The sequence below is a fragment of the Brevundimonas sp. ALps5 genome (genome assembly GCF_058681645.1).
In genome coordinates, this window is record NZ_CM178744.1 from 2,584,163 (window position 1) to 2,603,846 (window position 19,684).

19 protein-coding genes and 1 other RNA gene are annotated in these 19,684 nt (G+C 68.5%); 16 read left to right on the forward strand and 4 right to left on the reverse strand.

The features are described 5' to 3' along the window. Window positions 1–73 precede the first annotated feature (73 nt). Complete coding sequence (locus tag ACW172_RS12440; RefSeq protein ID WP_492031757.1) at window positions 74–991, reverse strand: WecB/TagA/CpsF family glycosyltransferase; 918 nt, start codon at window positions 989–991, stop codon at window positions 74–76. 115 nt (window positions 992–1,106) lie between these two features. Here ACW172_RS12440 and ACW172_RS12445 point away from each other — a divergent pair, with 115 nt between their 5' ends. Both ACW172_RS12445 and ACW172_RS12450 read left to right on the forward strand, forming a co-directional pair. Further along, on the forward strand, window positions 1,107–1,856 hold the full coding sequence (locus tag ACW172_RS12445; protein ID WP_492031758.1) for a type 1 glutamine amidotransferase: 750 nt from the start codon (window positions 1,107–1,109) through the stop codon (window positions 1,854–1,856). 64 nt (window positions 1,857–1,920) lie between these two features. Beyond that, window positions 1,921–2,379 (forward strand): hypothetical protein, encoded by a 459-nt coding sequence (locus ACW172_RS12450; protein WP_492031759.1) that lies wholly within the window; start codon window positions 1,921–1,923, stop codon window positions 2,377–2,379. A gap of 145 nt (window positions 2,380–2,524) precedes the next feature. Here ACW172_RS12450 and hemF read toward each other — a convergent pair whose 3' ends face one another. Beyond that, window positions 2,525–3,403: an oxygen-dependent coproporphyrinogen oxidase gene (hemF, locus tag ACW172_RS12455; protein ID WP_492031760.1), complete on the reverse strand. Its 879-nt coding sequence runs from the start codon at window positions 3,401–3,403 to the stop codon at window positions 2,525–2,527. Between the two features lie 71 nt (window positions 3,404–3,474). Further along, window positions 3,475–3,831, reverse strand: a complete 357-nt coding sequence (gene panD, locus ACW172_RS12460) for an aspartate 1-decarboxylase (RefSeq protein ID WP_207868482.1) — start codon at window positions 3,829–3,831, stop codon at window positions 3,475–3,477. Between the two features lie 216 nt (window positions 3,832–4,047). On the opposite strand from panD, the gene sppA reads away from it, so the two are divergent. The 14 genes from sppA to murG all read left to right on the forward strand — a co-directional run bounded on the left by sppA (window position 4,048) and on the right by murG (window position 19,335). Next, window positions 4,048–5,835 (forward strand): signal peptide peptidase SppA, encoded by a 1,788-nt coding sequence (sppA, locus tag ACW172_RS12465; protein ID WP_492031761.1) that lies wholly within the window; start codon window positions 4,048–4,050, stop codon window positions 5,833–5,835. A 123-nt stretch (window positions 5,836–5,958) separates the two neighbouring features. Further along, window positions 5,959–6,276 carry a hypothetical protein gene (locus ACW172_RS12470; RefSeq protein ID WP_492031762.1) on the forward strand — a complete coding sequence of 106 codons (318 nt, stop codon included), beginning with the start codon at window positions 5,959–5,961 and terminating at the stop codon, window positions 6,274–6,276. A 24-nt stretch (window positions 6,277–6,300) separates the two neighbouring features. Continuing rightward, window positions 6,301–7,065 carry an N-acetylmuramoyl-L-alanine amidase gene (locus ACW172_RS12475; protein ID WP_492031763.1) on the forward strand — a complete coding sequence of 255 codons (765 nt, stop codon included), beginning with the start codon at window positions 6,301–6,303 and terminating at the stop codon, window positions 7,063–7,065. A gap of 33 nt (window positions 7,066–7,098) precedes the next feature. Then, window positions 7,099–7,472, forward strand: an RNA gene (gene rnpB / locus ACW172_RS12480) — RNase P RNA component class A. Window positions 7,473–7,974: 502 nt separating this feature from the next. After that, entirely contained in the window at window positions 7,975–8,409 is a 435-nt protein-coding gene (locus ACW172_RS12485; RefSeq protein WP_492031764.1) for a division/cell wall cluster transcriptional repressor MraZ, read from the forward strand. Further along, the gene (rsmH, locus tag ACW172_RS12490) at window positions 8,406–9,359 is read left to right on the forward strand and encodes a 16S rRNA (cytosine(1402)-N(4))-methyltransferase RsmH (RefSeq protein WP_492031765.1); all 954 of its coding nucleotides are present in this window, start codon (window positions 8,406–8,408) and stop codon (window positions 9,357–9,359) included. The genes ACW172_RS12485 and rsmH overlap by 4 nt, the downstream gene beginning before the upstream one ends. Continuing rightward, on the forward strand, window positions 9,356–9,766 hold the full coding sequence (gene ftsL / locus ACW172_RS12495) for a cell division protein FtsL (protein ID WP_492031766.1): 411 nt from the start codon (window positions 9,356–9,358) through the stop codon (window positions 9,764–9,766). The genes rsmH and ftsL overlap by 4 nt, the downstream gene beginning before the upstream one ends. Window positions 9,767–9,822: 56 nt before the next feature. Continuing rightward, the gene (locus ACW172_RS12500) at window positions 9,823–11,538 is read left to right on the forward strand and encodes a peptidoglycan D,D-transpeptidase FtsI family protein (protein ID WP_492034977.1); all 1,716 of its coding nucleotides are present in this window, start codon (window positions 9,823–9,825) and stop codon (window positions 11,536–11,538) included. Beyond that, window positions 11,535–13,001, forward strand: coding sequence for a UDP-N-acetylmuramoyl-L-alanyl-D-glutamate--2,6-diaminopimelate ligase (locus ACW172_RS12505; protein WP_492031767.1), 1,467 nt, complete (start codon window positions 11,535–11,537; stop codon window positions 12,999–13,001). Before ACW172_RS12500 ends, ACW172_RS12505 begins: the two co-directional genes overlap by 4 nt. Further along, complete coding sequence (locus ACW172_RS12510) at window positions 12,994–14,406, forward strand: UDP-N-acetylmuramoyl-tripeptide--D-alanyl-D-alanine ligase (RefSeq protein ID WP_492031768.1); 1,413 nt, start codon at window positions 12,994–12,996, stop codon at window positions 14,404–14,406. Before ACW172_RS12505 ends, ACW172_RS12510 begins: the two co-directional genes overlap by 8 nt. 63 nt (window positions 14,407–14,469) lie before the next feature. Then, entirely contained in the window at window positions 14,470–15,579 is a 1,110-nt protein-coding gene (gene mraY / locus ACW172_RS12515) for a phospho-N-acetylmuramoyl-pentapeptide-transferase (RefSeq protein WP_492031769.1), read from the forward strand. A gap of 4 nt (window positions 15,580–15,583) precedes the next feature. Beyond that, on the forward strand, window positions 15,584–17,053 hold the full coding sequence (gene murD, locus ACW172_RS12520) for a UDP-N-acetylmuramoyl-L-alanine--D-glutamate ligase (protein ID WP_492031770.1): 1,470 nt from the start codon (window positions 15,584–15,586) through the stop codon (window positions 17,051–17,053). 6 nt (window positions 17,054–17,059) lie between these two features. Next, entirely contained in the window at window positions 17,060–18,244 is a 1,185-nt protein-coding gene (gene ftsW / locus ACW172_RS12525; RefSeq protein ID WP_492031771.1) for a putative lipid II flippase FtsW, read from the forward strand. Between the two features lie 8 nt (window positions 18,245–18,252). Continuing rightward, window positions 18,253–19,335, forward strand: a complete 1,083-nt coding sequence (murG, locus tag ACW172_RS12530) for an undecaprenyldiphospho-muramoylpentapeptide beta-N-acetylglucosaminyltransferase (protein WP_492031772.1) — start codon at window positions 18,253–18,255, stop codon at window positions 19,333–19,335. On the opposite strand, the gene ACW172_RS12535 is transcribed toward murG, so the two are convergent. After that, complete coding sequence (locus tag ACW172_RS12535) at window positions 19,332–19,646, reverse strand: hypothetical protein (RefSeq protein ID WP_492031773.1); 315 nt, start codon at window positions 19,644–19,646, stop codon at window positions 19,332–19,334. The two genes, murG and ACW172_RS12535, sit on opposite strands and share 4 nt — an antisense overlap. Between the last annotated feature and the right edge of the window lie 38 nt (window positions 19,647–19,684).

Here is a 19,684-nt window from a genome sequence, read left to right on the forward strand (position 1 = left end):
CCCCCTCCGTCACGACGCCAAGCGGCGTCGCGCCACCTCCCCACGCTACGCCTGGTGAGGAGAAAGAAGACGGCTACCGCCGACCCGGGTGGGCTTCGCTGCCCACGGGGGGGAGAACGGCGCCCTTGCGGACGGCCTTCAGGCGGCGCTTCGCGGCGCTGGCCAGGTCGTCGTAGATGAGATCCAGCAGGCTCCACGGCTCGACGCAGTAGCGGCGGAACAGGCGCTTGGGATCGGCGGCCAGGCGGTAAAGCCATTCGACGCCGGCCTTGCCCATCCAGCGGGGCGCCGACTTCTGGACCCCGGCCTCATAGTCGAAGGCCGCGCCGACCGAGAAGATGGCGCAGTCGGGCAGGGCCTCGAAATTCTGGGTGATCCAGATTTCCTGACGCGGCATGCCCATGCCGACGAACAGGATGTGCGGCTGGAAGGCCTTGATCTGCTTCAGCAGGGCGGCGTTGTCGGCCGAGCCGGGGCTCGCGTCGAAATAGCCGTTGCGGGTCTCGATGACGGCGCGTGGATAGCGGGCGTTGAGCCGCTCTTTCGCGATGTCGACGACCTCCTGGGTGGCGCCCACGTACATGATGCGCCAGCCGTTGCGGTTGACCAGGCTCCAGAAGTGGTCGCGCCAGTCCAGATAGGTGCAGCGGTGGAAGGGGCGGCTGTTGATGCCCAGCAGCTTGGCGAAATGCACCAAGGGCGTGGAATCCAGCTCGACCAGCTCGGCGCGCTCATAGAAGGCGCGCATCTCGGGATGCTTCCGCAGCAGGTAGAGGCTGTTCAGATTGTGGTTGGCGATGATCGCCTTGCGCCGCTCCTGGATCCAGCGCTGCATGTGGTAGAGCACCTCTTCGGGCTTCACCAGGTCGACGGTCTGGCCCATCAGGCGCACACGTTCCTGCGGGCGGCGGGACTTGCGGAAGCCCGTCCGGGTCTGCTCCCGACGGTCCGGGGCGACGCTCGAAAACCTGAATTGGGTGCTGTCGGCCATCGCATGACCGTAGCGGAGATGTCTCAAGGGCCAGTGAGCAGACAGCGTTAATGAAACCTGCCCCTTTCGCGCCGCGCCGGTATCGCCTCTTATGCTGTCGAGCCGGAGACCTCCCTTGAAGCCTATCGCCATTCTGGAAACCGGAAAGCCGCCGGCCGATCTCCAGGACGCCTTCGACGACTATCCCGCCCGCTTCCGCGCCCTGCTGGGCGAGGGGGTGGCGACGGTGCGGTTCGACGTCCAGGCCGGACGGTTGCCCGAGGACCCGACCGAATTCCAGGGGGCCATCGTCACGGGCTCGGCGGCCGGGGTCTATGACGACCTGCCGTGGATCGCGCCCCTGCTGGACTGGCTGAGGGCGGCGCGGGGCAAGACGCGGCTGGTCGGCATCTGTTTCGGGCATCAGGCCCTGGCCCAGGCCTTCGGCGGCCATGTCGCCAAATCGGACAAGGGCTGGGGCGTCGGCCTGCATCGCTATGACGTCGTGCGCGAAGAGCCGTGGATGTTCCCGCGCGCCCGCTCCATCGCCATCCCGGTCTCGCATCAGGACCAGGTCCAGATCCTGCCGCCCGACGCCCGGGTGATCGCGTCGAGCGCCTTCACCCCCTATGCGGGCCTGGCCTGGGACGATCCGGCCGGCGGGGAGAACGGCGTCGTCTCTTTCCAATGCCATCCGGAGTTCCAGCCCGAATACGGCGTCGCCCTGATCGAGGCGCGGCGCGGGACGCGGGTGCCGCATGACCTGGCCGACGAGGCCGTGGCCAGCCTGTCCCGCGTCAACGACCGGGCGGTGCTGACGGCCTGGATCCGCGCCTTCCTGATGCTGACCCCGCCCCCGGTCGAGGAGGCCGGAAGTGGCATCTAACCTGCATGACGCCGGTCGAGAGACCCCAACCAGAGACTCCAGCCAGAGACCCAGGATGAGACCTATGCGCGCCTTCGGCCTCTTCGCCGCCTCTTCCCTCATGCTCGCGCTGGGGGCCTGTGGAACGACCGGCGCTCCCAGCGGGCCGCCCATCGTGGGCAGCCCGGCCTCGGCGGACGACTGCGCCGTCATGTCGACGACGCTGGAGGTCTTCTCCCGCCCGCTCGACGGGACGGGTCTGAAGGTGCTGGACGTGGCGACGCCCGAGACCCCGTCCTTCATGCCGCAGCGGCCCGAGCAGCGGGCGACCAACCCCATCTCGCTGCGGAACTGCCGCTTCATCGAGGTGCAGCTGGTGTCGCGCGGTCCGGCGGTGATCCTGCGCCGGCCCGAGATCCACGACGACCGGGTCATCGTCTCCTATCAGGAGCCGGGGGCGGGGCCGGTGCATGCGGTCTTGCAACGCCGGCCCGACGGGGCCTGGCAGCATGTCGGGGCCCTGCTGGCGCCGCCACAGCCCTGACAAGCAGGGTTGGCGGCCCAACGTCACGGACAGTTTGCGGTGTCGATGAGGCCGGGCCGCCCGTCGCCGGGGGGACCAGCGACAGGCCCATCAGGTCACAGGCGGAGACGGTGCGGAAGCGCGGTGCGTCCCTCTGTCGCGGACCTTAAGGCCAGGCGACCGATGGGGGCATCGAGCTGAGGATCGACTCGACATTGCCGCCGGTCTTGAGCCCGAACATGGTGCCTCGGTCATAGAGCAGATTGAACTCGACATAGCGGCCGCGCCGGACCAGCTGCTCCTGCCGCTCCTCGGCCGTCCAGGGTTCGGCCATGCGGCGGCTCACGATGTCCGAATAGACGTCGAGGAAGGCGGAGCCGACGTCGCGGGTGAAGGCGAAGTCGGCGGCGTGGTCGCCGGTGTCGTGGTGATCGAAGAAGATGCCGCCGACGCCGCGCGGCTCATTGCGGTGGGGCAGCCAGAAGTACTCGTCGCACCAGGCCTTGAAATGCGGGTGATAGCTCGGGTCGTGGGCGTCGCAGGCGGCCTTCATGGCGGCGTGGAAATCCAGGGCGTCGGGCGCGTCCTGCGTCCGGTCGACATCCAGCACGGGGGTGAGGTCAGCGCCCCCGCCGAACCAGCTTTTGGTGGTGGCGATGAAGCGGGTGTTCATATGCACCGCCGGAACGCGCGGGCTCCACGGATGGGCGATCAGGCTGATGCCGGTGGCGAAGAAGCGGGGGTCCTCGGCGGCGCCGGGGACGGTCTTCGCATAGTCCGCCGGGAAGGTTCCGTGGACGGTCGAGCAATGCACCCCGACCTTCTCGAACAGCCGGCCGTGCATCATGCCCATGACCCCGCCGCCGCCTTCAGGGCGGGCCCAGGGGGTGCGGACGAAGCGGCCGGGTTCGCCGGGGAAGAGGTCGGCGGGCGCCGCGTCCTCCAGCGCCTCCAGACCGGCGTGGATCCGGTCGCGCAGGGCCTCGAACCAGGCGCGGGTCTCGGCCTTCTTCAGGGCCAGGGGATCGGACGTGGCTTCACTCATCCGCGGCTTGAACCACGGATGGGGCAGGGCGTCACCGGTGCAATCTGTCCAACCCCTTCGGGGCTGGTGGATCAGGCGGCGCGCTTGATGTTGTTGGCGTCGTCCAGCAGGACCACGGTCGGCGACCACTGACGGGCTTCTTCCTGGGGCATCTGACCGTAGGTCACGACGATGACCTTGTCGTTCTTCTGGACCAGGCGCGCGGCGGCGCCGTTGACGCCGATCACCTTGGAACCGCGCGGGGCCTCGATGGCGTAGGTGGTGAAGCGGGCGCCGTTGGTGATGTTGAGCACATCGACCTGTTCGTGCGGGAAGATTCCCGCAGCATCCAGCAGATCGCCGTCGATGGCGATCGAGCCTTCATAGTCGAGGTCGGCCTGGGTCACCGTCGCGCGGTGCAGCTTGGCCTTCATCAGGGTGACCAGCATGGGAGGTGCTGTCCGGTCATGACGCGGGGCGATTGGCCCCCGCTCGCAGGCGGCTCATATAGGGATTTCACCCGAGGGCATCAATCGCGTTGCTGCGTTGCGGTGAAATCGTGATTTCCTCTCGCCTGGCGCGATACGTTCATTTGACGGTGACGGGCGGCCCTCTATGGTCGTTCAAGCGCCGCCATTGGCCCTGCGACGGAACGCCGCCCGACCATGAAACAGTTCTTCCTGACGATGGGCGGCGTGTTCGCCGGATTGCTGTTGTTCTTCATTGTCCTGCCCTTCGTCCTGATCACGGCCTTGGTCGGCATCGCCTCCAGTTCTTCCAAGCCCACGACCGCCGCCAACTCCGTGCTGGAGCTGGACCTGCGCGACGGGATTTCGGACCAGCCGTCGTCCAGCCCGTTCGCGGCCTTCGGCGGCTCTGGCCTGTCGGTGGTCAAGGTGGTCGACACCCTGGCCCAGGCGGAGAAGGACGAGCACGTCAAGGTTCTGCTGCTGCGCCTGCCCGAAGGCGGCGTGACCCCGGCCTCGGCCGACGAGATCCGTCAGGCGGTCCGCCGCTTCCGCGCCTCGGGCAAGCCGGTCATCGCCCATTCGCAGGGCTTCCAGCCCGTCGGGACCGTGATCGACAGCTATATGATCGGCGCCTCGGCGTCTGAGCTGTGGATGCAGAACACCGCCAACTTCCAGGTCACGGGCTTCTCGTCCAGCGAGGTCTTCCTCGGCAGGGCGTTCGAGAAATACGGCGTCCGGGCCGATTTCGAGCAGCGCTACGAGTACAAGAACGCGGTCAACGAATACACCCAGTCCGACTTCACCGGTCCGCACCGCGAGGCGATGACGGCCTGGATGACCTCCATCTATGAGAACGCGCTCGGCAATGCCGCCGCGGACCGCAAGATTGCTCCGGCGGCGCTCAAGACCGCCATCGAGGCCGGCCCCTATTCGGCTCAGCAGGCTCTGTCGCTGAAGCTGATCGACAAGATCGGCCAGGTCGAGGAGGCCGAGAAAGAAGCGAAGCGCCGCGCCGGCTCCAATGCCGAGATCATCGAGTTCGGCGACTATGCCGCCTCGCAGGGCGAACGCGAGGGCTCGGGCAAGGACGCCATCGCCATCGTCGGGGCCGAGGGTGACATCGTCACCGGTCGCGGTGGTGGCGGCGGCTTCGGCGGCGGTTCCTCCATCCATTCCGACGAGACGGCCAAGGCCATCTATGACGCCATCGAGGACAAGGACGTGAAGGCCATCGTCTTCCGCGTCTCCTCGCCCGGCGGTTCGCCCGAAGCCTCCGAACAGATCCTGGCCGCCGTGCGCGCGGCCAAGGCCGCCGGCAAGCCGGTGGTGGTGTCGATGGGCTCCTATGCCGCCTCTGGCGGTTACTGGATCAGCTCCGAGGCCGACTGGATCGTGGCCCAGCCCTCGACCCTGACCGGCTCCATCGGCGTCTTCGGCGGCAAGTTCGTCCTCGCCCCGGCGCTGGCCCGGTTCGGCGTCGACATGCGCGGCATCTCGGTGGGCGGCGACTATTCCGACGCCTTCTCCCCGACCGAGCCCTTCACCGCCAGCCAGCGCGCCGCCTTCGCCGCCTCGATGGACAAGACCTATGACGAATTCGTCCAGCGGGTCTCGACCGGGCGCCGCCTGCCGATCGACCGGGTGCGCGAGATCGCGCGCGGCCGCGTCTGGACCGGCGCGCAAGGCAAGGAACTGGGTCTGGTCGACCAGCTGGGCGGCCTGACCGAGGCCATCGGCAAGGCGCGTGAGCTGGCCAAGATCCCGGCCGACCGTTCGGTTCGCTTCAAGCGCTACCCCAAGGCGGAATCGCCGTGGGAGGCCCTGTCCTCGGCCTTCGGCGTTTCCAGCGAGGCGGCCCACGCCCTGATCACGATCGGCGGGGTGATGTCCGACCCGCAGGTCCAGGCGACCGCCCGGATGGTCGAGGCCGACCGGATGCGCAGCCGCGGCGCCGTGGTCATGGCCGATCAGCCGCTGAACTGATCGAAAACCGACGAAAGTCAGGGCTTCACACCGGGTGTGAAGCCCTTGGTCATTGACGGTTCACCTCTATGGACCGACATTGGGGGCTCAGGCGTTCTCCGGGACGCCTCGAAAGGGATTCGAATGACCCAGGACCGTTTCACGCCGCTCGGCTTCAACGCCCGTCGCCAGACGAGCGGCTGGCTCGCGCCGGTGATGTGGCTGGGCGGTCTGGTGGCGACGGTCGTCGCCCTGGCCGTCGGCGCGATCCTGGCCGTCTTCACCGCCGCCGCCGTGGCCGTCATCGCCGTGGTCGCCAGCGTTCTGGTCTTCTTCGCCGGACTGGCCATGGGCGCGCGCCGCAAGATGACCGTCCGCGCCCGTCGCGGCGACGACGTGATCGAGGCCCGCAAGGTCGGCGACACCTGGGTCGCTTACGGCTGGGAACGCCAGGGCCGCTAAGGCGCCCGGCCCGAGGCCATCTCAATGCCCCTGAAATTCGAAGACGCGCCGTCGCCCAACTTCAATGCGCGGCGCGGGCCGCCGGACATTCTGGTCCTGCACTATACCGGCATGCCGACCGGTGAAGCGGCTCTGGCGCGGCTGCGCGACCCGGCCGCCGAGGTCTCGGCCCACTATCTGGTCGAGGAGGACGGGCGGATCTTCTCTCTGGTGCCCGAGGAACGCCGCGCCTGGCACGCGGGGCGCGGGGCCTGGCAGGGCGAGACCGACGTCAACGCCGCCTCCATCGGCATCGAGATCGTCAATCCGGGCCATGAGTTCGGCTACCGCGCCTTCCCGGAGGCGCAGATCGAGGCGGTGATCGCCCTGGTCGCCGACATCCGCTCGCGCTGGAGCATTCCCGACGCCCGCATCATCGCCCACTCCGACCTGGCGCCCGAACGCAAGGAGGACCCCGGCGAGCTCTTCCCGTGGAAGCGTCTGGCCCAGGCGGGGCATGGTCTGTGGTTCGAGCCGGCGCAGGAGCGGATCGCCGCGCTCGGCGGCTTTCTCCAGCTCGGGGACGAGGGGATCGGCGTCGTCGTGCTGCGCGCCGGCCTGCACCGGCTGGGTTATGCGCTGCAGCCGGGCGGGACCTATGACGCGGAAACCGCCGCGACCGTGAAGGCCTTCCAGCGTCACTGGCGTCAGGACCGTGTCGACGGCGTCGCCGACGGCGAGACCCGCGCAACCCTGATGGGGGTGCTGCAGCTGGCCACGGCCGAGAGCGTGACGGGCGTTCTGAATTGACGTCGCCCCTCTAAACCCTCACTAACGCCGCCGTCAGACGGCCGGGCGGTCGCGGCGGAGCTTGCTTCGTCGAGGAAAGTCCGGGCTCCACGGTGAAAAGGCGGCGGGTAACGCCCGCCCGGGGCGACCCGAGGGATAGCGCCACAGAAAGCAAACCGCCTGCGTCGCGACGCAGGGAAGGGTGAAAGGGTGGGGTAAGAGCCCACCGCGGGACTGGCAACAGGACCGGCATGGCAAGCCCCGCCTGGAGCAAGACCGAATAGGGATGTCGCGCAAGCTCGCTTGCAGGGTCACCGCCCGAGGCATCCGGGTAGGTCGCGAGAACCGTCCAGCAATGGGCGGTCCAGAGGAATGATCGTCGCTGTCTTCGGACGGAACAGAACCCGGCTTACAGGCCGTCTGACTTTATTTTTGGCCTACCGCCTGCCGGCTGCTTGAGGCCGGATGTTTGGCCTACCGCCCCTCGGGCGACTTGAGGCCGGTTGAGCGCTTTGCGGCGTTAACCTTTGCCGTTCGGTGAAGCGCGGTCGGCTGACGATCCACACCTAACTTTGGCATGACCAGCGCGAGCATTCGCCTCGGCAAGCGTGCGCGCCCCGGTTGTCACGGTTCCGCCACGGAACCCGGGCGGGTGACTTGATTTTGTTCGTTAATCCTCTGGAGACCCGCGACTGTCAGACTGGCCGACGGATCGGCGTTACTGACGATGTTCTATGTATGTTCTTACGTATCATTACGCGACATCAGGAACACAGTCGGAACATGGTTAAAAAGTGCCTTCCAATCCCATTGAGACCCATCTGATCCCATGTTATCCCAGTTTAGTGAGCCCGGGGGTGATCGCGTCCGGCTCTCGGGCGGCTGGATGATTTGCGAGGGACGGGCTGAGGAGCCCGATGGGATCAGGGCGTGTTTCTCGGAACCTATGAGAAGCAGCTGGACGGCAAGCGCCGCCTCCTGATCCCTCAGGAGTTCCGCACCGCCGACAACGGCGCCGAGCACGGCGTCTTCTGCTTCTTCTCCATGACCGACGACTGTCTTGAGGCCGGCGGCGATCCGCTGATGGCCGACTATGTTCGCCGCATCGAGGCGCTGCCGTTCGGAAGCGAGGACCGCACGGCGCTGGAAGAGGCCTTCTATGCCGCTCAGCGCCCGCTCTCCTATGACGGCGGCGGGCGGATCACCCTGCCGGAGAGCCTGTGTGAAGAAGCCGGGCTGACCGATGAGGTCGTCATCCTGGGTCAGGGGACCCGCTTCCGCATCTGGGACAAGGCCCGGTGGGAAGCCCGCAAGCCGGTCAGCCGCCAGCGGGCCGGCGTCGTCATGTCGGGGCAGGGTGCATGACCGCATCTCCCCACGCTCCCGTCCTGATCGCCGAGGTCATTGAAGCCCTGTCGCCCAGGCCCGGCGAGACGATGATCGACGCCACCTTCGGCGCCGGCGGCTATACCCGCGCCATCCTGTCGACGGGCGCGCAGGTCATCGCCCTGGATCGCGATCCGACGGTCCAGCCGCACGCCGATGCGGTGGCGAAGGATTTTCCCGGCCAGTTCACTCTCGTCCGCACCCCCTTCTCCGGTCTGGCCGAGGCCTTCGAAGGTAGCGGCAAGGCGCGGCTGGACGGCGCCGTGTTCGACATCGGGGTGTCCTCGATGCAGCTGGATCAGGCCGAGCGCGGCTTCTCCTTCATGCGCGACGGACCGCTCGACATGCGGATGTCCGATCAGGGCCTGACGGCGGCCGACATCGTCAACACTTATGAGCACGGGCCGCTGGCCCATCTGATCAAGCTGTACGGCGAAGAGCGCCAGTCGGGGCGGATCGCTACGGCCATCCTGCGCCGCCGCCAGAGCCAGGCCTTTACCCGTACGCTCGACCTCGCGGAGGTCGTCGAAAAGGCGCTGGGCGGCCGTCGCGGCGCCCCGACCCATCCGGCGACCCGGACCTTCCAGGCCCTGCGTATCGCGGTCAATGACGAGTTGGGCGAGCTTGAAGCCGGTCTCGCCGCCGCCGAAGCCAGCCTGTCGCCGGGCGGCCGTCTGGCAGTCGTGACCTTCCACTCGCTGGAAGACCGGATCGTGAAGGCCTTCTTCACCGAACGCAGCGGCAATGCGCCGGGCGGCTCGCGCCACGCGCCCGTCGCCGTCGAGACTCGCAAGCCCAGCTTCACCCTGTTGTTCAAGGGCGCGCGCGAGGCGGGCGAGGAAGAGCTGGCGGCCAATCCGCGCGCACGGTCGGCCCGGCTGCGCGCCGGCGTCCGCACCGACGCCCCCGTCTGGAGGGCCGCCGCATGAACGCCTCCCTGATGCTCAAGCGGCTGTTCGACTGGAGGGTGCGTGGCGTCCGCTGGGTCGAGATCATCGGCGTGGTGCTGGTCGCGGCCATGATCTTCTCGGTCTATATCGCCAAGACCGCGGCGGCGCGCGAGAGCGGCCGCATCGACGAACTGAACCGCGACATCGCCGAGAACCGTCAGCGCGTGCGTCTGCTGCGCGCCGAGATCTCGCGTCTGGAGCAGCCCAGCCGGCTGGAAGCCCTGTCGCGCGAGGCCGGCCTGGCCCCCGTCGATGTGCGGCGTCAGGCGACCGAGACCGAACTGCCCGAACTCAAGCCGACCCACGCGCCGGCGCATGCCCCGACCCCGGCGCCCGCCGCGGCGCCCGCGCCCGAGGCTCCCAGGACGCCGGGAGAGCCGCTGTGAGCGCCCACGATCACCGCACCGACTATCACCGGCCCGCGCCGGGCCAACGCCCGGGTGTGGGCCCGGATCTGGGCTCGACCGTGGGCCAGAGCCTGTCGCCCTGGCTTCGGCTGATCTCGTCGGGCATCTGGTGGATCGAACACGCCTTCGAGCGCGCCCGCGCCGACGGCCGGCCCGAGGAAGACACCCGGGTTCGCATCTTCCTGATCACCTGCGTCTTCTCGCTGGTCTTCGTCGGGCTGGCGCTGGGCGCGGCCCACGCGGCCCTGTTCGCCGACCGCGGCGGAGCGAGCGCCTCATCCAATCCCAACGCACTGTCGCGCGCCGATCTGGTGGACCGCAACGGCGCCCTGCTGGCCTCCAACATCACCCACTACGGCCTCTATATCGATCCGGCCGAGGTCTGGGATCGCGATCTGGCCTATGAGCAGATCCATCGCGCCCTGCCGGCCATCCCGGCCAGCCGCCTGCGCAAGGTGCTGTTCGGCGATCGCCGCCTGATCGTCCAGCCCGGCCTGACCCCGCGCGAGCGGGCGACGATCCACGCCCTGGCCCTGGGCGGGGTGTCGTTCGAGCCCGAGGACCGCCGCGTCTATCCGCTCAACAACTCGGCCACCTACGTCGTCGGCACGGCTGACACCGGTGGGCAGGGCCTGTCGGGCGCCGAACTGGCCTTCAACGACGAGATCCGGGCCGCCGGCCAGCGCGGCGAGGACTTCCCCCTGTCGATCGACCTGCGGGTTCAGGGCGTGCTGGAGAACGAACTGGCCGCCGCCGCCATCGCCAACGGGTCCAAGGGCGCGGTCGGCATCGTCGCCGACACCCGGACCGGCGAAATCCTCGGCATGGCCAGTTGGCCGCTGGGCACGATGAACCGGGCCGTGGGCTCGGTCTATGAGATGGGGTCTGTGTTCAAGACCTTCACCATCGCCGCCGCCGTCGACGCCGGCCGGGCTGACATGAACTCCATGATCGACGCCTCCAGCGCCTATATGATCGGCACGCGCAAGATCACCGACTTCCACGCCACCAACCGGGTGCTGAGCCTGGAGGAAGTCTATCTGCACTCGTCCAACATCGGCTCGTCGCGCCTCGCCGTCGGCATGGGCGGGACGATGATGCGCGACTATCTGGACCGCTTCGGCTTCCTGGCCCCGGCGCCGATCGAGCTGAAGGAATCGGCGCGTCCGATCCGGCCTCGCGACTGGTCGGACTCGACGCTGGCCTCCATGTCCTTCGGCTACGGCATCTCCATCACTCCGGCCCAGATGTCCGCGGCCATGAATGCGCTGGGCAACGGCGGTCGCTACCTGCCGCTGAGCCTGCGTCGTGGCGGGGCTCCGAACCGGGGCGAGGGCCGTCGGGTGGTGTCGGAACAGACCTCCCTGACCATGCTGGAACTGATGCGCCGCAACGTCGTCGCCGGCTCGGGCAACTTCGCCGAGGCACCGGGTCTGCGGGTCGGGGGCAAGACCGGCTCGGCCAACAAGCTGGTCAATGGCCGCTATGATCCCAGCCACGCGGTCGGCACCTTCGCCGCCATCTTCCCGGCGGACGGTCCGATCGGCACGCACCGCTATTCGATCCTGGTCCTGATGGACGAGCCGCAGAGCTATCCCAAGACCGGCGGCTTCGTCGCGGCCCCGGCTGTGGGCCGTATCGCCGACCGCATCGCCGGCTTCCTCGGCGTGCAGCGCAAGGCCGATCCGTATCGCACCGCCATGGGCGACAAGATTCCGCGCTTCCAGGATGTTGAGGGCGACGGTCGATGAGCGCCATTCACCTCTCCGATCTGCTGCGCCGCGACGTGGCCTCCGACCCGGTGATCACCGGGGTGACCGCCGACAGCCGCAAGGTCGCGCCGGGCTCGCTGTTCGTTGCCCTGCCGGGCAGCGCCGCGGACGGCCGCGCCTTCATCCCCCAGGCCCTGGCCCAGGGCGCCGCGGCGATCCTGGCTCCGGTCGACACCCCGATCGATACGGCGCCGCTGCTGGTCACATCGGGCGATGTGCGCCGGGCCTATGCCCTGGCCGCCCGCAGCTTCTACGGCGCCCAGCCGGCGACCTGCGTCGCCATCACTGGCACCAATGGCAAAACGTCGGTCGCCGCCTTCTGCCGCCAGATCTGGGCCGGTCTCGGCCTCAAGTCGGCCAGCATGGGCACCCTGGGCGTCGTGGGTCAGAAGGGCGACAAGACCTACAGCCTGACCGGCCCCGGCCTGACCAGCCCCGACGCCGCCGACGCCGCGCGTCTGCTGGCCGAGCTGGCCGCGAAACAAGTCACCCATCTGGCGCTGGAGGCCTCGTCGCACGGCATCGACCAGCGCCGTCTGGACGGGGTCACGATCAAGGCGGCGGGCTTCACCAACCTGACCCAGGACCACCTCGACTATCACGGCACGATGGAAGAGTACCGGGCCGCCAAGCTGAGGCTGTTCGAGACCCTGCTGCCGCGGGGCCGGACGGCGGTGCTGAACGCCGACTCCGATGCCTATTCCAGCTTCGCCTCGGCCAGCATCATGTCGGGTCTGGGTATCATGGGCGTGGGCGAGCGTGGTCGCGACCTGGCCCTGATCGGGCGCAAGGCGACGCCCGAGGGCCAGCGCCTGTCGATCGACGTGCGTGGCGTGGTCCACGATATTCTGCTGCCTCTGGCCGGCGCCTTCCAGGCCTCCAACGCTCTGGTCGCCGCAGGCCTGTGCATCGCCGCGGGCGAGAGCGCCGACCGGGTGCTGGGCGCGCTGGAAGGGATCACCGGCGCGCAAGGGCGGCTGCAGCGGGTGCGTGGCCCGGAGGGCGTCGCGGCGCCCGGCGAGGTCTATGTCGACTACGCCCACACCCCCGACGGGCTGGAGACGGTGCTGACCGCCCTGCGTCCCCATGCGACCGGCAAGCTGATCGTGGTTTTCGGCGCAGGCGGCGATCGGGATCGCGGCAAGCGGCCCCTGATGGGCGAGATCGCCGGACGTCTGGCCGATGTCGCGATCGTGACGGACGACAATCCCCGCTCCGAAAAGCCCGCCCTGATCCGCGCGGAAGTGAAGAAGGGCTGCCCTGACGCGCTGGAGATCGGCGATCGCCGCGAAGCCATCCATCACGCCATATCGCTGATGGGCGAAGGAGATGTGGTGGTCATCGCCGGAAAAGGGCATGAACAGGGTCAGATCGTCGCCGGGGTGACCCATCCCTTCGACGACGTCACCGAAGCGACCGAGGCCCTGCTCGCCTATGCCTGACACCCATCCGCCGCTGTGGACGGCGCCCGAGATCGCCGCGGCCACCGGTGGACGGATCGAGGGCGGCGATTTCAACGTTTCCGGCCTGACCTACGACAGCCGCGAGATCGGTCCGGGGGAGTTGTTCCTGGCCCTGAAGGGCGAGCGCGACGGTCACGACTTCGCCGCCGCCGCCTTCGCCCGTGGAGCTTCCGGCGCCCTGGTCGAACGGGTGGTCGAGGGCGGGCCTTGCGTCGTCGTTCCCGATACCCTCAAGGCGCTGGAAGCACTCGGCATGGCGTCGCGGGATCGTGCGCCCCAGGTCCGGCGCGGCGCGGTCACCGGCAGCGTCGGCAAGACCAGCGTGACCCAGGCGATCAAGGCGGGTCTGGATCTGGCCGGTCCGGCCCATGCCTCGATCAAGAGCTATAACAACCACATCGGCGTGCCCCTGACGCTGGCCCGCATGCCGGCCACGGTCGAGCGCGCTGTGTTCGAGATCGGCATGAACGCGCCCGGCGAGATCGGGCCGCTGTCGAAGATGGTCCGCCCGCACGCGGCCTGTGTCACCACCGTCGGGCCGGTCCATATCGAGGGCTTCTCCGACGGCGAGACCGGGGTGGCGCGCGAGAAGTCGGCCATCTTCCAGGGCCTCGACGCCCACGGCGTGGCGGTGATCAACGGCGATAATGTCTGGGTCGACCTGCTGCGCGAGGCGGCGGCGGGGCAGGGAGCCCAGATCGCCCTGTTCGGCTCCGGCGCGGGCGCCGACGCCCGCCTGATCGACTTCGTTCCCGGCCCGGACGGGGCGAAGGTCACGGCCGAGATCCGGGGCCGGACCCACGCCTTCACCCTGAAGCAGACGGGCTTCCACTGGGGGCTGAACAGCCTCGCGGTGATCCTGATGCTGGAGGCGCTCGACGTGACGCTGGAGACGGCCTTCGCGGCGCTGGCGGAGTTCCAGCCTCTGGCCGGGCGGGGCGAGACCCGCACGGTGCGCATTCCCGGCGGCGCCTTCACCCTGATCGACGAGAGCTACAACGCCAATCCCCTGTCGATGCGGGCCGGCTTCATGAGCCTGGGCGCCAAGCCGGTCTCGGGCGGGGGACGCCGCGTCGTCGTCCTGTCCGACATGCTCGAGCTGGGCGATCAATCGACGGCCCTGCACGCCGGCCTGGCCGAGACCATAGAGGCCGCGAAGCTGGATCTGGTCCACGCCGCCGGTCCCCAGATGCGCCACCTGTACGACGCCTTGCCGGTCTCGCGCCAAGGTCTCTGGGCCGCGACCTCGGCCGAACTGGCGGCGCGGGCGAGCGAACTCGTGGCCCCCGGCGACATCGTCATGGTCAAGGGATCGAACGGTTCGAAGGCCTCTCTGGTCGCAAAGGCCCTGGCCGCGCTCGACAACCCCGGGAACGGCGCATAAGGCCTGAAGGCACGGTCGCGCCGAACGCGCGTCCGGAAAGGGACAAAGGAAAGCCCCTCCACGATGTTCTACCTGCTGTACCTGCACTACGCCGACGTGGCGAAGGACTATCCGCTTCTCCACCTGATCCAGTATCAGACGGTGCGCGTCGCCCTGGCCATGGCCACGGCGATGATCGTGGCGGTGGCGATGGGCAGCCGGTTCATCAACTGGATCCGCGCCAAACAGGGTCGGGGTCAGCCGATCCGCGACGACGGCCCGGTCTCGCATCTGTCCAAGGTCGGCACCCCGACCATGGGCGGCCTGATGATCCTGGCGGGCATCGGCGTCGCCGTCCTGCTGTGGGGCGACCTGACCAACCCCTATATCTGGATCGTCAGCTTCGTGACGGCGGCCTTCGGGGTGCTGGGCTTCATCGACGACTACGCCAAGGTCACGAAACAGACCTCGGCCGGGCTGACCTCGAAACAGAAGCTGGTCGCCCAGGTGGTCGTCTCGGTCATCGCGGGCGTACTGACGGTGCTGTGGATGACCCAGTCGCCGACCTCGCCCAATCTCGAGACCTCGATCGCCTTCCCGTTCTTCAAGAACGTGCTGCTGAATGTCGGCTGGTTCTATGTGATCTTCGCCGCCTTCACGATCGTGGGCTTCTCCAACGCCGTGAACCTGACCGACGGTCTGGACGGTCTGGCCATCGTGCCGGTGATGATGGCCTCGGCCGCCTTCGGCCTGATCGCCTACCTCGTCGGCAACTTCATCTTCGCCGAATATCTCGGCGTCCACCATGTGCCGGGCTCGGGCGAGCTGGCCATCTTCTGCGCCGCCATCATCGGCGGCGGCACGGGCTTCCTCTGGTACAACGCCCCGCCGGCCAAGATATTCATGGGCGACACGGGTTCGCTGGCCCTGGGCGGCGCGCTCGGCTCCATCGCGGTCGCCACCAAGCACGAGCTGGTGCTGGGCATCGTCGGCGGCCTGTTCGTGCTGGAGGCCGCCTCGGTGATGATCCAGGTCGGCTACTACAAGGCCACCAAGAAGCGCATCTTCCTGATGGCGCCGATCCACCACCATTTCGAAAAGCTGGGCTGGCCGGAATCGACGGTGGTGATCCGCTTCTGGATCGTCGCCGCCATGCTGGCGCTCGCCGGTCTGGCGACGTTGAAACTGCGCTGATCCCATGATCGCGGTTCCCGGTTTCGAGGGGCGTCGCGTCGCCGTCTTCGGCCTGGGCCGGTCGGGGATCACGGCGGCGCGGGCCCTGCACGCGGGCGGGGCCATCCCCATCCTGTGGGACGACAGCGTCTCGGGCCGGATGCAGGCGGAGGCCGAGGGCTTCACCGTCGAGGACCTGACCACGGCGGACTGGACGTCGTTCGCGGCCCTGATCCTGTCGCCCGGCGCGCCCCTGACCCATCCGAAGCCGCACTGGACGGTGGAAAAGGCCAAGGCCGCCTGGGTGCCCGTCATGGGCGACGTCGAACTGTTCGCCCGGGCCCTGGCCGCCACGCCGGAAGCCGTGCGGCCCAAGGTGGTCGCCATCACCGGCACCAACGGCAAGTCGACGACAACCGCCCTGACCGGCTGGGTCCTCAAACAGGCCGGCCTCAAGGTCGCGGTCGGCGGCAATATCGGCATCGGCGTCCTGGCCCTGCCGGCGCCCGCCGAGGTCGAGGTCTATGTGATCGAGGTCTCCAGCTATCAGCTGGACCTGACGACGGGCTTCTCACCCGACGTGGCGATCCTGACCAACGTCACCCCTGACCATCTGGACCGCCATGGCGGAATGGAAGGCTATGTCGCGGCCAAGCGGCGGCTGTTCCAGACCCAGACGCCCGAACGTTTGGCGCTGGTCGGGGTCGACGACGACTGGGGCTGGGCGGTGGTCGGCGACCTGAACTCGCGCCGCCTGCGCGTCAGCACCATCACGACCCGCACGCCGGGCGAGCGGCGTCACAGCGTCCCGGTCGCCGATCTGGAGGCCGAGCGGCCCGATCTGGTCCCGGCCTTCGAGGCGGGGCGGTTCATTATCGTGGACGCCACCGACGGCCATCTGACGGTCGACGGGGTCTTCGTCACCGAACTGGCCGGGGCGCGCTCCCTGCCGGGCCGGCACAACGCCCAGAACGCCGCCTTCGCCTATGCCGCCGCCCGGGCGGTGGGGGTCTCGAACGCCGCCGCCGTCGCCGGCCTGATGAGCTTCCCCGGTCTCGCCCACAGGATGGAGGAGGTCGGCCGTCTGGGCCCGGTCCGCTTCATCAACGACTCCAAGGCGACCAATGCTGACGCCGCGCGCCAGGCCCTGACGTCTTACCCCGCCGTCTTCTGGATCGCAGGGGGCAAGGCCAAGGACGGCGGCATCGACGACCTGACCGACCTCTTCGGCGTGGTCACCAAAGCCTACCTGATCGGGGAGGCGGCCGAGGCCTTCGCCGGGACGCTGGGCGACACGCCGCATGTGATCTCCAGGACCCTCGACGTCGCGGTCGCGCAGGCGGCCGAGGACGCGAAGGCGGCCGGTGGTGACCAGATCGTGCTTCTGTCGCCCGCCTGTGCATCTTTCGATCAATATCCCGACTTCGAGGCGCGCGGAGAGGCGTTCCGGGCGGCGGCTCTTAACCTTGGAGCTACCCCTGTCGTTCATGGTTAGCGAACCATGACCAGCACCTCCTACGTCCCGCCGTTTTCGCGCAACGACCCCAGCCCGCTGGCGCAGTGGTTCTGGACGGTCGACCGCGCCCTGCTGGGCGCGGCGCTGGTGCTGATGTCGATGGGGGTGGCGCTGAGCTTCGCCTCCTCGCCGGCCGCCATCCTGGCCGATGAATCGATCACCGACCCTTTCCACTATTCCTGGCGGATGATCGTCTGGGCCTCGGTCGGGGGCGGGATCATGCTGACGGTGTCCCTGTTCTCGCCGCGCGGCGTGCGGCGGCTGGCCGTGCTGGGCCTGCTCGGCGCCATCGTCGTCATGGCCGCCCTGCCGTTCATCGGCGATGAGGTGAAGGGCGCGGCGCGCTGGGTGAACCTGGGTCCGTTCAGCCTTCAGCCGTCGGAGTTCGTGAAACCCTGCCTGATCATCTTCGCGGCGTGGATGTTCGCCGAAGGCCAGAAGGGGCAGGGGGTGCCCGGCGTCTCCATCGCCTTCGGTTTCTGGGCCCTGGTCGTCGGCCTGCTGCTGATCCAGCCGGATATCGGCCAGACCCTGCTGATCACCACCACCTTCATGTGCGTCTTCTTCATGGCCGGGGTGCCGCTGAAGTGGATGGCGGTGCTGGCCGCCGCCGCTGCCGGCGGGGTGGTGTCGCTCTACTTCATGTTCGGCCATATGCGCGACCGTCTAAGCCGCTTCACCAATCCCGAGACCACCGACACCCACCAGATCGACCGCGCCTCCGACGCCATCCGCGCCGGCGGCCTGTTCGGGCGCGGGGTGGGCGAGGGCGTCATGAAGCGCCACGTCCCCGACCTGCACACCGACTTCATCTATTCGGTCGCGGCCGAGGAGTTCGGTCTGGTGCTCAGCCTGACGATCATCAGCCTCTATGCCTTCATCGTCATTCGCGGCATGCGCCGGGCGATGAAGCTGAACGACCCGTTCGAACAGACGGCGGCGGCGGGCCTGTTCATCCTGATCGGGCTTCAGGCCTGTATCAACTGCGCGGTGAACCTGAACCTGATCCCGACCAAGGGCATGACCCTGCCCTTCATCAGCTATGGCGGCTCGTCCATGCTGGCCATGGGACTGACGATGGGGCTGGCTCTGGCCTTGACCCGCCGCCGTCCCGGCGCCTACGAGCCGGGGGCCAGCCTGTCGCGTCCGCGGCGGCGTATCCTGCCCTAGAGAGTTCTATGTCGAGCAAGGTCTGCGTCGTCGCCGCCGGGGGCACCGGCGGGCATATGTTCCCGGCCGAGGCCCTGTCGCGCGAGCTGACGGCCAGGGGCTGGCGGGTGGTGCTGGCGACCGACCAGCGGGGGGAGAAGTACGCCGCCAACTTCCCGGCCGAAGAAAAGCTCTATCTCGACACCGCCACCGGCTCGGGGCCTGTCGCCCTGCTGAAGGCCGGTCTGGCGATCACCCGGGGCGTGCTGCAGGCGCGCTCGGCCTTCAGCCGTCTGGACGCGGGCGTGGTCGTCGGCTTCGGCGGCTATCCGTCGGCCCCGGCTCTGGTCGCGGCCCTGACGCAGGGCAAGCCGACGCTCATTCACGAACAGAACGCCGTGCTGGGCCGCACCAACCGGCTGCTGGCCGGGCGGGTCAAGGTCGTCGCCTCCTCCTTCCCGACGCTGAAGCATGGGCCCGAGGGACTGAAGGCCGAGGTGGTGGGCAGCCCGGTCCGGGCCGAGATCCGCGCCCTGTTCGACCGGTCTTACGTCGCCCCGGCGCCCGATGGTCCGATCCATGTGCTGGTGACCGGCGGCAGCCAGGGCGCGCGCATCCTGTCGGAGACCACGCCCCGGTCGCTGGCGGCCCTGCCAGAGCCCATCCGTAAGCGCCTGAAGGTCCAGCAGCAGTCGCGGCCCGAGACGCTGGAGGCTGCACGTCAGATCTATCTGGAGGCCGGGATCGACGCCGTCGTCGCCCCCTTCTTCCGCGACATGGCCGCGCGCCTGTCCGAGGCGCATCTGGTCATCGGCCGGGCCGGCGCCTCGACCTGCGCCGAGCTGGCCGTCGCCGCCCTGCCGTCGGTCCTGATCCCGCTGAAGATCGCCACCGACGATCACCAGACCCTGAACGCCAGGGCCCTGACCGACGTCGAGGCCGCGAAGGTGATCGCCGAGGACGACGTCACCATCGACCGCCTGACCGACGTGCTGCTGCCCCTGCTGTCCGACCCGGCCAAGCTGGCGGTGATGAGCGCGGCGGCGAAGACGGTGGCCATTCCGGACGCGGCCCAGCGTCTGGCCGATCTGGTCGAGGCGACGGCGGGCTAGTCGGCCCTTCGTGAGATCCATCCTTCATTGATGGATATCTGCACCAGCGCGAACAGGACCAGGGCTGACCACCAGACGACCGTCGCGATGGAATGAATCATCGCCTCCGTTCCCGACAGCCAGGCTTGCGCTGACCCGTCTCTGACAGTCGTGAGATGAGTGTACGGACCGTGAGGCCCAAAGCCCCGGCGACCGCTGGACAACGCCATAATCTCGATCAAGATCAGTGACGCAAGGCCGGTGAAGGCGAGGACCTTCAGGGCCGTTCCTACGCCCTTCAAAGCGGCAAAGGCTCTCTTCTGAAGTTCCATCCGCCGCGCTCTGCTGTCCTGTGGGCCTTATAGTCCCG

Excerpts from the sequence above, each read along its gene's own strand:
- murG (WP_492031772.1), top strand. The coding sequence starts at position 18,253 with ATGTCGAGCAAGGTCTGCGTCGTCGCCGCCGGGGGCACCGGCGGGCAT.
- ftsW (WP_492031771.1), top strand. The coding sequence starts at position 17,060 with ATGACCAGCACCTCCTACGTCCCGCCGTTTTCGCGCAACGACCCCAGC.
- ACW172_RS12535 (WP_492031773.1), bottom strand. The coding sequence starts at position 19,646 with ATGGAACTTCAGAAGAGAGCCTTTGCCGCTTTGAAGGGCGTAGGAACG.
- murD (WP_492031770.1), top strand. The coding sequence starts at position 15,584 with ATGATCGCGGTTCCCGGTTTCGAGGGGCGTCGCGTCGCCGTCTTCGGC.
- sppA (WP_492031761.1), top strand. The coding sequence starts at position 4,048 with ATGAAACAGTTCTTCCTGACGATGGGCGGCGTGTTCGCCGGATTGCTG.
- panD (WP_207868482.1), bottom strand. The coding sequence starts at position 3,831 with ATGCTGGTCACCCTGATGAAGGCCAAGCTGCACCGCGCGACGGTGACC.
- hemF (WP_492031760.1), bottom strand. The coding sequence starts at position 3,403 with ATGAGTGAAGCCACGTCCGATCCCCTGGCCCTGAAGAAGGCCGAGACC.
- ftsL (WP_492031766.1), top strand. The coding sequence starts at position 9,356 with ATGAACGCCTCCCTGATGCTCAAGCGGCTGTTCGACTGGAGGGTGCGT.
- mraY (WP_492031769.1), top strand. The coding sequence starts at position 14,470 with ATGTTCTACCTGCTGTACCTGCACTACGCCGACGTGGCGAAGGACTAT.
- ACW172_RS12450 (WP_492031759.1), top strand. The coding sequence starts at position 1,921 with ATGCGCGCCTTCGGCCTCTTCGCCGCCTCTTCCCTCATGCTCGCGCTG.
- ACW172_RS12505 (WP_492031767.1), top strand. The coding sequence starts at position 11,535 with ATGAGCGCCATTCACCTCTCCGATCTGCTGCGCCGCGACGTGGCCTCC.
- ACW172_RS12470 (WP_492031762.1), top strand. The coding sequence starts at position 5,959 with ATGACCCAGGACCGTTTCACGCCGCTCGGCTTCAACGCCCGTCGCCAG.
- ACW172_RS12440 (WP_492031757.1), bottom strand. The coding sequence starts at position 991 with ATGGCCGACAGCACCCAATTCAGGTTTTCGAGCGTCGCCCCGGACCGT.
- ACW172_RS12475 (WP_492031763.1), top strand. The coding sequence starts at position 6,301 with ATGCCCCTGAAATTCGAAGACGCGCCGTCGCCCAACTTCAATGCGCGG.
- rsmH (WP_492031765.1), top strand. The coding sequence starts at position 8,406 with ATGACCGCATCTCCCCACGCTCCCGTCCTGATCGCCGAGGTCATTGAA.
- ACW172_RS12510 (WP_492031768.1), top strand. The coding sequence starts at position 12,994 with ATGCCTGACACCCATCCGCCGCTGTGGACGGCGCCCGAGATCGCCGCG.